8 protein-coding genes are annotated in these 12,028 nt (G+C 36.4%); 6 read left to right on the forward strand and 2 right to left on the reverse strand.

The genetic code is table 11. The annotated features are described in order from the left end of the window. The first annotated feature begins 76 nt into the window (after positions 1–76). From coaD to relA, 3 genes are read left to right on the forward strand one after another with little or no spacing between them, the layout of a single operon-like run. Positions 77–565, forward strand: coding sequence for a pantetheine-phosphate adenylyltransferase (gene coaD, locus J3U13_RS01345; RefSeq protein WP_267339592.1), 489 nt, complete (start codon positions 77–79; stop codon positions 563–565). Between the two features lie 17 nt (positions 566–582). Further along, positions 583–1,911, forward strand: a complete 1,329-nt coding sequence (gene rlmD, locus J3U13_RS01350; RefSeq protein WP_267339593.1) for a 23S rRNA (uracil(1939)-C(5))-methyltransferase RlmD — start codon at positions 583–585, stop codon at positions 1,909–1,911. A 10-nt stretch (positions 1,912–1,921) separates the two neighbouring features. After that, on the forward strand, positions 1,922–4,180 hold the full coding sequence (gene relA / locus J3U13_RS01355) for a GTP diphosphokinase (protein WP_267339594.1): 2,259 nt from the start codon (positions 1,922–1,924) through the stop codon (positions 4,178–4,180). A 46-nt stretch (positions 4,181–4,226) separates the two neighbouring features. On the opposite strand, the gene folA is transcribed toward relA, so the two are convergent. Continuing rightward, the gene (folA, locus tag J3U13_RS01360) at positions 4,227–4,727 is read right to left on the reverse strand and encodes a type 3 dihydrofolate reductase (RefSeq protein WP_416380315.1); all 501 of its coding nucleotides are present in this window, start codon (positions 4,725–4,727) and stop codon (positions 4,227–4,229) included. Between the two features lie 5 nt (positions 4,728–4,732). Beyond that, positions 4,733–5,797, reverse strand: coding sequence for an MJ1255/VC2487 family glycosyltransferase (locus tag J3U13_RS01365; RefSeq protein ID WP_267339595.1), 1,065 nt, complete (start codon positions 5,795–5,797; stop codon positions 4,733–4,735). A gap of 495 nt (positions 5,798–6,292) precedes the next feature. On the opposite strand from J3U13_RS01365, the gene J3U13_RS01370 reads away from it, so the two are divergent. From J3U13_RS01370 to J3U13_RS01380, 3 genes are read left to right on the forward strand one after another with little or no spacing between them, the layout of a single operon-like run. Further along, a complete protein-coding gene (locus J3U13_RS01370) occupies positions 6,293–8,824 on the forward strand; it encodes a type VI secretion system Vgr family protein (protein WP_267339596.1) in 2,532 nt (843 codons plus the stop codon). Positions 8,825–8,882: 58 nt separating this feature from the next. Further along, positions 8,883–10,007, forward strand: coding sequence for a hypothetical protein (locus J3U13_RS01375; protein ID WP_267339597.1), 1,125 nt, complete (start codon positions 8,883–8,885; stop codon positions 10,005–10,007). Positions 10,008–10,026: 19 nt separating this feature from the next. Next, positions 10,027–11,859: a lipase family alpha/beta hydrolase gene (locus J3U13_RS01380; RefSeq protein ID WP_267339598.1), complete on the forward strand. Its 1,833-nt coding sequence runs from the start codon at positions 10,027–10,029 to the stop codon at positions 11,857–11,859. Positions 11,860–12,028: the final 169 nt, after the last annotated feature.

Below are 12,028 nucleotides of genomic sequence, written 5' to 3' on the forward strand. Positions count from 1 at the left end.
TCTATCACGTTAAACTAACAATCTTGAGCAAAATTAGGTATGATATTCACATCTTTGCTAATGGATAACATAATAAATGAAAAGCAAAACTTTAACCGCAATCTTCCCTGGAACGTTTGATCCCATTACTAATGGGCATATTGATCTCATTACCCGAGCATCATTACTTTTTCCTCGTTTAGTTGTTGCGGTTGCTGAAAGTCCTAATAAAAATAGACTTTTCACCTTAGAAGAACGAGTTAATCTAGCATCTACTGCTGTTGAGCATCTTCTTAATGTCGAAATTATTGGTTTTGATAATTTAATGGCTAATTTTGCCCAAACACATAATGCTACAGTGATTGTTCGTGGGGTACGCACCACACATGATTTTGAATATGAAAGACAACTTGCCGAAATGAATCGTGCATTAAAACCAGATTTAGACACTATATTTTTGATGCCATCAATAGCCATGGGCTTTATTTCATCAACGATTGTCAAAGATGTGGCTTATCATGGTGGTGATATTACCAATTTAGTGCCTACCCATGTCAAAATAGAATTGTTAAAACGACTAACTTAGATTTTAAACTTACGATTATGGTTAAATTTTACACACCAACCAAAAAAAAGCTTACCTCCCAAAAATTGACCGTTACTGTTTCGTCACTTGATGCCTTTGGACAAGGTGTTGCTAGTCACAACGGCAAAACAATTTTTATTAAGTCAGCCTTACCTGATGAAACCGTTGATATTAAATTAACAGAAGATAAAAAAAATTACGCGAAAGCGACGGTTATAAAATATTACAATCAAAGTAACGAACGGGTTAAACCTCAATGTGAATATTTTAAAAAATGTGGTGGTTGCGAACTCCAACACATCTCATCACATTTACAACAACATGCCAAATATACGGCACTGATTAACTTATTACAAAAAGAAAGTGGACAGTCTTTAGCAAATATTGTTAAAAATTCACCGCAAATAATTGCCGATCAACCTTACCATTATCGCCGACGAGCAAGATTGGCAATTCATCTTGTTAAAGGTGAATTATTTATTGGATTTCGTCAGGCTGAATCAAGTCAAATAATCAATATTGAGCATTGTCCAATATTGGTTGAACAATTAGATTTATTACTTGCTCCATTACAACATTGTCTACGCAAAATTACCCAAAAAAAAGCGCTCGGTCACATTGAATTAATCGCCGTAGATAGTGGTGTGCTGATTGTATTAAGACACACATTACCAATGACACCACAAGATACCAAAATACTGAAACAATTTGCTGAAGATCATCAACTTACGCTCTATTTTTACGGAACAGAATTAGTCCACATTAGGGGGAACAAAGAACATTATTATTTAATCAATCAATTAAAGTTAACCTTTAGTCCACTTGATTTTATTCAAGTAAATAGCAAAATTAATCAAAAAATGATTAATCAAGCTTTGGAATGGTTAACATTAAAACCAACGGATAATGTATTAGATCTATTTTGTGGAATGGGTAATTTTTCATTGCCGATGTCAACATTATGTAAATCGGTTACTGGAATTGAAGGCATCCATACTCTGGTTGAAAAAGCCAAATTCAATGCTTTATTAAACAACAAAGAAATTTGTGCTAAAACACATTTTTTAGTTAATAATTTAGATGATCAACAGCAACTTTCGACATGGAGTCATGCTAAATTTGAAAAAGTATTATTAGATCCTGCTAGAGCAGGTGCTTACAATGCTACAGCAGAAATTGTGAAGATAGCACCAGAAAAGATTGTTTACATTTCGTGCAACCCTGCTACCCTAGCGAGAGACTGTAAGCAATTTATTGATAAAGGATATAAAATTGCTCAAGTTGCTATTTTGGATATGTTTCCGCAAACCAAGCACATTGAATCAATGTTGCTGTTAACAAAGTAGGATAGTAATTATGGTATCAGTTAGAGGAGCCCATCAACACAGTGAAGAGCATTATTCTCTTGCACAATTTGATATTGAAAGATGGACCAGTCAAGAATTATTATTAGTCAATCCAACCTCTTATAAAAAATTCAAAGAAGTTTGGGACTTTTGTTTTGAAAACAGTGCCGGTGCACCTGAACAGATCCACTGCTTCCAAAATGCGATTGAAATGGTCGAAATTTTATCGACGCTTAATATGGACATTAACAGTCTGTGTGCCGCGTTATTACTTCCTTTCGTTGACACCAAAATTATTCGTCGAGAAGATATTCCCGAAGATTTCGATCGCGAAATTTCAAATATTATTTCCAGCATAGTAAGAATGAAAGAAATTCGCCACTTACGAGCAATTCGTAACGGCAGTGCAACGACGGAACAAATTGATAGTATTCGCCGCATGTTACTGGCAATGGTAAATGATTTTCGCAGTGTTGTAATTAAATTAGCAGAACGCATTACTTATTTACGCGATTTGATGTCTGCCCCGCAAGAAGAACAAGTTTTAGCCGCCAAAGAGTGCTTTAACATCTATGCACCCCTAGCTAACCGATTAGGCATTGGTCAATTAAAATGGGAACTGGAAGATTTTTGCTTCCGCTATTTATATCCTGATAAATATCGCCTTATCGCCAAAAAATTGCAAGAAAAGCGCTTAGATCGGGAATTATATATCAATCGATTTGTTAAGCACCTACAAGATTTAATGAATCAAGATCACATACGTGCTGAAGTTTATGGACGCCCTAAACATATATACAGTATCTGGCGCAAAATGGAACGTAAACATCTGAAATTTGAAGAACTTTATGATATTCGTGCAGTTCGAATCATTTGTGATCGTATCGAAGATTGTTACAACGCTTTAGGTATTGTTCATAGTCATTACAAACATATTGCTAAAGAATTTGATGACTATGTTGCCAATCCAAAACCGAACGGTTATCAATCCATTCATACGGTCGTTTATGGACCGCAAGATAAAACGATCGAAATTCAAATCCGTACTGAACAAATGCACAATGACGCAGAACTAGGTATTGCTGCGCATTGGAAGTATAAAGAAGGCAGTACCGATAAAATGACTGCTTATGATCAGCGAATTTCTTGGTTACGTAAACTGCTAACTTGGCAACAAGAAATGTCTGAAAGTGGTGAAATTCAAGAAGCCGTACGCAGCCAAATTTTTGATGATCGAGTCTATGTTTTTACGCCTAAAGGGGATGTGGTTGATTTACCAGCCGGTTCGACTCCACTTGATTTCGCCTATCACATCCACAGTGATGTAGGACACCGCTGTATTGGTGCAAAAGTAGGCGGACGCATTGTCCCTTTTACCTATAATTTAAAAATGGGCGATCAAGTTGAAGTCATTACCCAAAAACAACCCAATCCAAGTCGCGATTGGTTAAATCCAAATACCGGATTTGTGAACAGTAGTCGTGCCAGAGCTAAAATTCAGGCCTGGTTTAAAAAACAAGATCGTGAAAAAAACATCGCCTCGGGTGAACAAATCTTACACAATGAGCTAGAGCCATTAAACATTACTTTAAAAAGTGTCGAAAAAGTACTAATCAGTAAATACAATGCTCACTCATTTGACGAAGTTCTTGCCGGTATTGGCAGTGGTGATATTAGAATTAATCAGTTAGTTAATTTTATTAATGCTCAATTTAATAAACCAACGGCAGAAGAGGAAGACGAAGCCGTATTAAAGCAAATTGCTCAAAAATCAAATACACAAACTAAAAATAACAACAAATCAGGCAATAAAAAAGGCAGTGAAATTATTATAGAAGGTGTAGGAAATTTAATGTACACCATTGCTAATTGCTGTCGTCCTATCCCCGGTGATCCTATCGCTGGATTTGTCACTCAAGGACGGGGTATTTCAATCCATCGTGCTGATTGTGAACAGTTACTGGATCTAAAAAATCACGCTCCTGAACGCATCACTAACGCTGTTTGGAGTAACAATACGCACTCAGGCTATACCATGGTAATGCAAATCGTTGCTAACGATCGCAGCGGTTTATTAAGGGATATCACAACAATATTAGCTAACGAAAAAATACAGGTACTTGGACTTATAAGCCGTTCAGATATAAAGCAACAATTAGCAACCATTGAGGTAGACATGAAAATCTTTGATCAAGATTCATTAAATCGCATTCTTAATAAAATAAAACAACTACCCGATGTGATTGAAGCCAAACGTTTTCAAGGCTAATTTAGCATAAGATCGCCACATTTAAGTGGCAATTATGCACAAAAGGTTATTTACGTTCTAAAATTTCAAATTGATATGGATAGCTATTTTGCTCATCGGCTTGATGATCTTGTTGATAAATCACCTGCCATTGCTCAGGTAAATAATCGGGAAAATAGGTATCTCCTTGAAGATCGGCATCGATGTGCGTTAAATACAGCCGATTAATTAAAGGTAAAACCTGCTGATAAATATTTCCACCACCAATGACAAAAGCTTCTTCTACGTGCTGTGCTTGCACGAGTGATAAAGCTGCCTCGATCGATTGCACCCAGCTTATATTTGGGTTGGCATTAAGGTCACTGACAGCTTGCCGTGAAACAATAATATTATGACGATTGGGAAGCGGTCTACCAATCGATTCAAACGTTTTTCTCCCCATAATCACAGGTTTATGGAGTGTATTTTTTTTGAACCATGCCAAATCAGCGGGTAAATGCCAAGGCATTTGATTATTTTGGCCAATAACACGATGATGTGCCATAGCAACGATAACACTTAAAATCATACTAATTACACGTATCCTAAAGATTTAATTCGTTGATTTACATTTTCTGGAAAAATGGTTTCACTCCACAACCTTCGGCTTAAAGAAAGTAAAGGCTCTGTCTGTCCGGAAACTATCCAATTTGCTAATTCGGTTGCTACATTAGGATAGATTGTTGGTTTAGGAGAAGGTAAGCTCAACCAATATTTAAGTTTGATACAATTTAAACTCTCCATAACAGTTGCCATATCTAACGTAATCAAACAACGTGCATTATAGATTTGCTCAAATTGTCCTGATACAGGCTTAGTCAAAATCTTTTTACCTAATACTAACGCTTCTGAAATTAGGGCAAAACCAGTATTAGTAATAATACCGGAACAACTGACTAAAGCAGCGGTAAAATTATCACGACCAAGTGGTTGAAAAATAATATTGCTTTGTTGTGACAGTTGCTTTATATCCGGATGAAAACAGATAAATTGATGATCCGGAAACTGTTTCAACATTAACGTAATTTCGTCTAATGCTTCAAAAGGCAAATAAACAATAATATTTCCATCTTCAGTTGGTGCAACGTTAAAGGAGTCAATCATTGGTGGAATCAATTTATGCCCAAAATGAAACCAATGTAGGCCAATGGGTTTAGTGACAGGCGCATAATACTTCATAATTACATTCGCTATCATCCCATATTCTTTAGGCTTAAGATATTGGCATACAGCCTGATTACTGATACCTAAACAGTCCCGATGCTGATAATGTGCAGCCCAAGCACTAACTGGCTCAAAATCGCTAATAATACAATCATATTTTGACAAATCGAGTTCACGAACATCTTTAACCAGGCGAAAGGCTCGAATTCGCTGAACGGTTTTACGAAAATTGATTTTGCCATTTAGTGTCGCAAATGACACACCACGATAGGTTTTATAATTACCAAAAGCTTGCATATCAAAATAGTCTTTAGGATTACGGCCACTGAAGATATAGTCAACATCAGCACCAGCTATTTTAAGAGCTTTGGCTAATGTTCTACAACGACTGACATGGCCATTTCCTGTTCCTTGAACACCAAAGAGAATTTTCATATCAATATTATTCGATAGTTGTTATTAGCAAATATAATACCAGAACACTCAATTATTAGCTCCATTATTTTAAGCAAATAAACTCGATATTGATAACAAACATTGATTCACATCAACTTTGATTGCAAACCATAAAATGAAGTTAAACAATTTATCTATCAATCAAAACATTGTTGAACATTTAACGTTTAATGTTATGAGTGAATTTTATCCAAATTCACTCATGGTAATTCAATCTTACAAACAGCAAAAAATTTTTAAATCACGTTTTCCTTCTGTCGTTAACTTTCAATAATAAATTAAAACATCGATATAAAACAATACAATAAATAAAATAATTATTACAGAATCTTATTTATTTCAGTAATGAAATAAAGATTGCATTATTCAAAAAAACATCGTATGTTATTTCGCGTATATTGATTGTCATTATTATGAATTATTTGGTTTAAATTAATCAACAAACCATAACGATCTAAATTAAAGGAATGCATTATGAATTCTATGGAGTCAATCGTTAACAATATTTCATCGTTCATAAATAACTCGTCACTTAATAACTATTCGCTCAACATTGAAGGTTTAAATAACGAGTTAACCTTACCTTCTATTGAATCCATTAAGGGCAATGAAGCGTTAAATATACCTTGGCATTACAACATTATCTTCACATGCCCAAATAAGCATATTGAGATTGATTCAGTACTTAGCCAACATGCTTCTTTAACTTTTCAGACTCACAATTTAGCCAATACCTTAACACATCTTACTTCTTATAATCTAAATCAAAAACCAAAAACGCTTCATGGCATTATTACTCAATTCAGCCTGTTATCTATTAATAAAGATGAAGCTCGCTATCAGGTGACACTTGAACCACGCTTAGCATTGCTGGCAAATAGCTATCACTGCGCAATTTATCAAAATCAAAGTGTTGTTGCTGTGGTAGAAGAAGTCCTGCGTAACCATCATTTTATTGGTATTGATTACCGATTTGAACTTAAAGAAACTTATCCCGAAAGGGAGTTTATTACTCAATGGCAAGAAAGTGATCTCACTTTTATACAACGATTGCTTGCAGATGTTGGGATCTGGTTCCGTTTTGAAACGCATCCTGAGCATTATTGTGATGTGATGGTAATAAGTGATGATCAACAAGGATTTGCAGACGGTGGCACCATTTCACTCAAAACACCAAGTGGAATGCATGATGATCATCAAAACAGTGTCTGGGATTTACAATTCACCAGCCACACCAAGCCCCAAAATGTCATTGTTAACGACTATAACTATCGCTCAGCTGACAGTGATCTTAATACTCAAATCAATACCCAACCTAAAGATATCACCACCCGTGGTGATGACTATCATTATGAAGAGCATTACAAATTGCGGGGAGACGAACGCACCATTGAAAGTGGTCAATGGTATGCACAAATTCGCCATCAGCAGTATATCAGTGGCAAACTTATTATTTCTGGCAAATGCAATGACTACAATCTTGCTCCCGGTCAACATATTATCATACCTCAATGTCCAATTAATGATATCCATAATGGTATTATTATTCTCTCGACACAAAATTATGGAGACAGAACTTATCCTTATCAAACCCATTTTACTGCCATTGCCTATGATGAGCTTAAACCTTATCGCCCTACGCCCTTACCATGGCCACAAGTTAGTGGTACGTTACCAGCCAAAGTAACCAGTCCTGATAACGATACATACGCCTACATTGATATTCAAGGACGCTATCGAGTCAAATTCAATTTTGATTTAAAAAATTGGAAAAACGGTTACGAAAGCTTATGGGTCCGGCTTGCTAAACCTTATGCCGGTGAAACTTATGGTTTTCACTTTCCATTAATTGATTCAACCGCAGTAGCCATAGCCTTTACGAATGGTAATCCTGATAGACCCTATATTGCTCATGCTATGCACGATAGTATGCATCCCGATCACATCGCGACGGCCAATAAGCATCGAAATGTGATTCGTACCCCAGCTAACAATAAACTAAGAATGGATGATAAACGTGGGCAAGAACATATCAAACTCTCTACCGAATATGGCAAAACTCAACTTAACTTAGGTCATCTGGTTGATGGGGAAAAAAATCAGCGTGGTGAAGGTTTTGAATTACGTACTGATGAATGGGGAGCGATACGTGCAGGTAAAGGCGTATTTATCACTGCTGACGAACAATCTAAAGCGCAGAATATACAACTTAATATGCAAGAAGCCAAAGAACAACTTGAAAAAACCGTTAATATGGTCTCGGCATTACAAAGTGCCGCCAAACAAGCTGAAGCTGAATTAGCCGACTTAGAAAGTCAAAAAAAACTGTTCACCCAATCGCTGGCAGAATTAAAACAGGCGTCCATTTTATTATCATCACCTAAAGGAATTGCCCAAGTCACACCAGACAACATTCAATTAGCGGCAGGTAAAAATATTATGTTCGCCAGTCATCAACACACCGATATTAATGTATTAAGAAAATTTACCGTGGCAGCAGGCGAAATCATCAGTTTATTTTCACAAAAATTGGGGATTAAATTGCTGGCCTCTCATGGCAAAGTGGATATTCAGGCGCAGAGTGATGAAATGTCACTCACTGCACAAAAAGACCTGACAATGGTAAGTCAACAAGGGCGAACAATTATTTCGGCTAAAAAAGAACTTATTTTAACTTGTGGTGGTGCTTACATTCGTCTTGCTGATGGTTCAATTGACATAGCTGCACCAGATAATGTCATTTGTCGGGCAGCGACATGGCAAAAAACTGGTCCAGATAGTTTAAGTCAAATGTCGAATGAACAAAAAACAAGTAATTATTCTTTTAAATCCCGACTGCTTTGGCAACATGATGGCACTCCAGTCAAAAACCGAAAAGTAAGAATTATTCGTGCAGACAACAGTGAGATCAATACGATAACTGACGAAAACGGCAAACTACCCGAACAGTTTGGCCAATTTATAGAACCAATTACCGTGGTAATAGAACCTGAAAACAAAATTTAACAGGTCAATGATTACCAATAATTATTGTAAAAAATTATTAACAAAAGGGAGCTGATTTATGGGATGGAATATTCCTAGGCCATTAGAGCACGAACCTATCAAAAAAATCTCCTATTTATTATGGGGATTAAGCTTTTTATTGCTTGTACTGATTAGTTTCATAGTGACCTTATTTATCTATGACGGCGATGATTCCCTGTTATTTTGTTTTTTTGCATTCATATTACCAATGATTCTATGGTTTATATCATTAGCAATTAAGGTATCCAACCTATATTCGGATGATGTTTATAACAACGAAATCACCAAACAAAACCTAGAATCAACCAAACTTTGGCAAAATTGGAGCAAAACACAGCTTCCCATTTTTGCAAGTCACGTTATTTGTGCCGAACCCAATGGAGTGCAGGCATTAACAGGTGAACTAACCAAAATACCACTCTACCCACTAAAAGCACGACCACTATTTAATGCGACTGCCTCAACTAAATCTTTTTGGTTTCTGGATGAAGTAAAGCAAAATCTGGAACAGCAATGCCCTCATTATCGTAAATATTTAAGCCATATCTATATACCTAACGCACTAATGGAAGATGAAGATCTGCTAAACGCCATTTTTAATCGTTGGGATTTGCGTGCAGAACCTATTATGGACTATAACATTTGGATTTCAGAATTATATCAACATATTGATGATATCGAATTATCACTCATCTTAACGTGTCAATACAGTGATACCAACTACCGCAATCACAGTAAATTCATTAGTGCACTACTCATTGGAGGAACATCATTGATTGACAGCCAAATACAAACGGCTCAATCGTGGTTAGGGCGTTTAATGATTTCAGAGCATGATTTATCGGCTGATTTGCAACAGCTATTTACTTATACTCAGTTTTCACCTGAAAACATTAACGATATTTGGCTATCAGGATTAAATAAAAATCATCGAATACAGTTAGCCCTTGCCACAAATCAATTAGCAATGGGTGAAGATAACCAACAACTACTGCACGATATTGATATGACCTTTGCTAAACCAAGCAAATTAACTCAATATTTTACTTTAACATTAGCAAGTGAACGTGTAAGAACGCATTTACGCGATCAATTAACCCTCATTGAATACCAAGGTACTGTCTATTTGCAATTAATCACCCATCAAAAATTGGTGTCATGATAATAAGGATAAAGAGCACATGACTGAAAATAACAATCATCAACAATTTGAATTCAATACCGTACCGCGTTCTGATAACAGTATTGAACACATAACGCTTAAAAAAGAGCGTCAAGTCATCCCGATTATTTTTCTGCCTGGGGTAATGGGCAGTAATTTAAAGGTTAAAGCTCAAAAAAACAGATATGAAGATGACAATGAAAATAATGGTGAAGATGACGATACTGAAGCGATTTGGCGTTTAGATAATATAACCAGTTTAGCAAAATGGATTTTATGGCGATTTGGAAACGCCAAAGCCAGAAGAAAAAAATTACATCCCCAAAAAACCCAAGTTGATAATCGTGGAAAAGTGATCGATGCGGCAACTAATCAGATTAATCTGATTCAAGCCTATGGTATGGCTGAAGATCAAGGCATTAACCCCAGTAATGAACCCACACAAGTACAAATAAATAAAGCCATTAAAAATCACCCTGAAAACAAACTGTTTGGGACCCGACGTGAACGGGGTTGGGGTACGGTAGGTTATATAAGTTATGGTAAGTTTCTAGAAAAATTTCAATCTTCTTTATTTCAAGCTAATGGTCAACTTTCTGATAAATTACGCAGTTTAACCAAGTCCCCTTCATTTGAACTAGATAAAGATAAAAATGAAGAAGAGGACAAAATTACACTAACCTTTACCCAAACACAAATCGACATTTGTAAAAACTATGATTTGCCCCTTTATGCCATGGGTTATAATTGGCTAGAATCCAATGAAGAAAGTGCTAAACGCTTAAAAACTTTAGTGGAAAAAACCATTCCTGCTTTTTATAAAAAACAGGGTAGAATTTGCGACAAAGTGATTTTAATTACCCACTCCATGGGCGGATTGGTTGCCCGCTATTACACCGAAGTCCTCGGTGGTCGTGAAAAAGTCTATGGCGTCATTAATGGTGTGCAACCGGCCACCGGTGCGGTAGCAGCTTATACCCGAATGAAACGAGGTAACGAAGCTAACTGGGCTATAGCAAATGTATTGGGGAAAGATGCAGCCGAAATGACCGCTGTTTTAGGCCAAGCGCCGGGGCCATTACAATTATTACCCAGTGCCGATTATGGTATGGGTTGGCTCACCATTACTAATCCGGAAATTAAATCAGACTATTACCCTAAAACCGACCCATATAAAGAGATCTACTTAAATAAAAAAGATTGGTGGTGCGTGTGTGAACCTCACTTGATTAATCCGTTTAATACCAATCATGATTTAACACAAATGCAAAGTGACTGGGAAGAATATGAATCAATTATAAAGGATTTGGTAAAACCATTTCATGAAGCTATAAACAAGAAGTACTTTAAAAATACGTATGTGTTTTATGGGATTGATCATGGTAAAAACATACAAGAGAAATACTTAACCTATGATACTGCGCATTGGCAAGGAGAGTATATTCAAGGTTATAAGTCTGAAGCTAAAAAACCGTTTAAAAATCATATAGGTGCCGAAAATCGTTTAGATTTAAGTGAAATGTCAGAAACCCGAACCGTAACCACTGAAAATAACTATTGGATTGAAGTTCAACGAAAAGCCGGACGCACACATGTAAAGTATCAAGATTATAAAGGTAACATTGCTGAGCGCTATACCCTCAAACCCGCGGTGAGTAATGGCGATGGCACGGTACCTCAACGTTCCGGGGAAATCCCCATCGAAAACATTAAAGTACGCATGCATTTGCCCATAGAGCATGAACCAGCATACAAAAATTCAATCACGCAAGAATTCACCTTGCGTGCGGTTGTCAATATTTTACTTGAGGTAAATAAACAAAATGAAAAAAAGACCGCCCCTAACGCATGAGCATTACCTCTTAATTATCGCTCTACTCATTATTTTATTTGTTACTTACCGCTACTTAACTAAGGATATACGTATGGTTACTCTCACAACCCAACAACAGCAACAAGTCGATGAACTGCTAAACAATACCGCTACCCGATGCATGGGGGTTTACTTATTTGATCTGCCC

This window comes from Gilliamella sp. B2887, assembly GCF_026537015.1.
In the GTDB taxonomy this organism is placed as follows: Bacteria; Pseudomonadota; Gammaproteobacteria; order Enterobacterales; family Orbaceae; genus Gilliamella.

Bases quoted from the DNA above. Each gene is read 5' to 3' on its own strand.
- J3U13_RS01370 (WP_267339596.1), top strand. From the start codon at position 6,293: ATGAATTCTATGGAGTCAATCGTTAACAATATTTCATCGTTCATAAAT.
- J3U13_RS01375 (WP_267339597.1), top strand. From the start codon at position 8,883: ATGGGATGGAATATTCCTAGGCCATTAGAGCACGAACCTATCAAAAAA.
- J3U13_RS01365 (WP_267339595.1), bottom strand. From the start codon at position 5,797: ATGAAAATTCTCTTTGGTGTTCAAGGAACAGGAAATGGCCATGTCAGT.
- folA (WP_416380315.1), bottom strand. From the start codon at position 4,727: ATGATTTTAAGTGTTATCGTTGCTATGGCACATCATCGTGTTATTGGC.
- coaD (WP_267339592.1), top strand. From the start codon at position 77: ATGAAAAGCAAAACTTTAACCGCAATCTTCCCTGGAACGTTTGATCCC.
- relA (WP_267339594.1), top strand. From the start codon at position 1,922: ATGGTATCAGTTAGAGGAGCCCATCAACACAGTGAAGAGCATTATTCT.
- J3U13_RS01380 (WP_267339598.1), top strand. From the start codon at position 10,027: ATGACTGAAAATAACAATCATCAACAATTTGAATTCAATACCGTACCG.
- rlmD (WP_267339593.1), top strand. From the start codon at position 583: ATGGTTAAATTTTACACACCAACCAAAAAAAAGCTTACCTCCCAAAAA.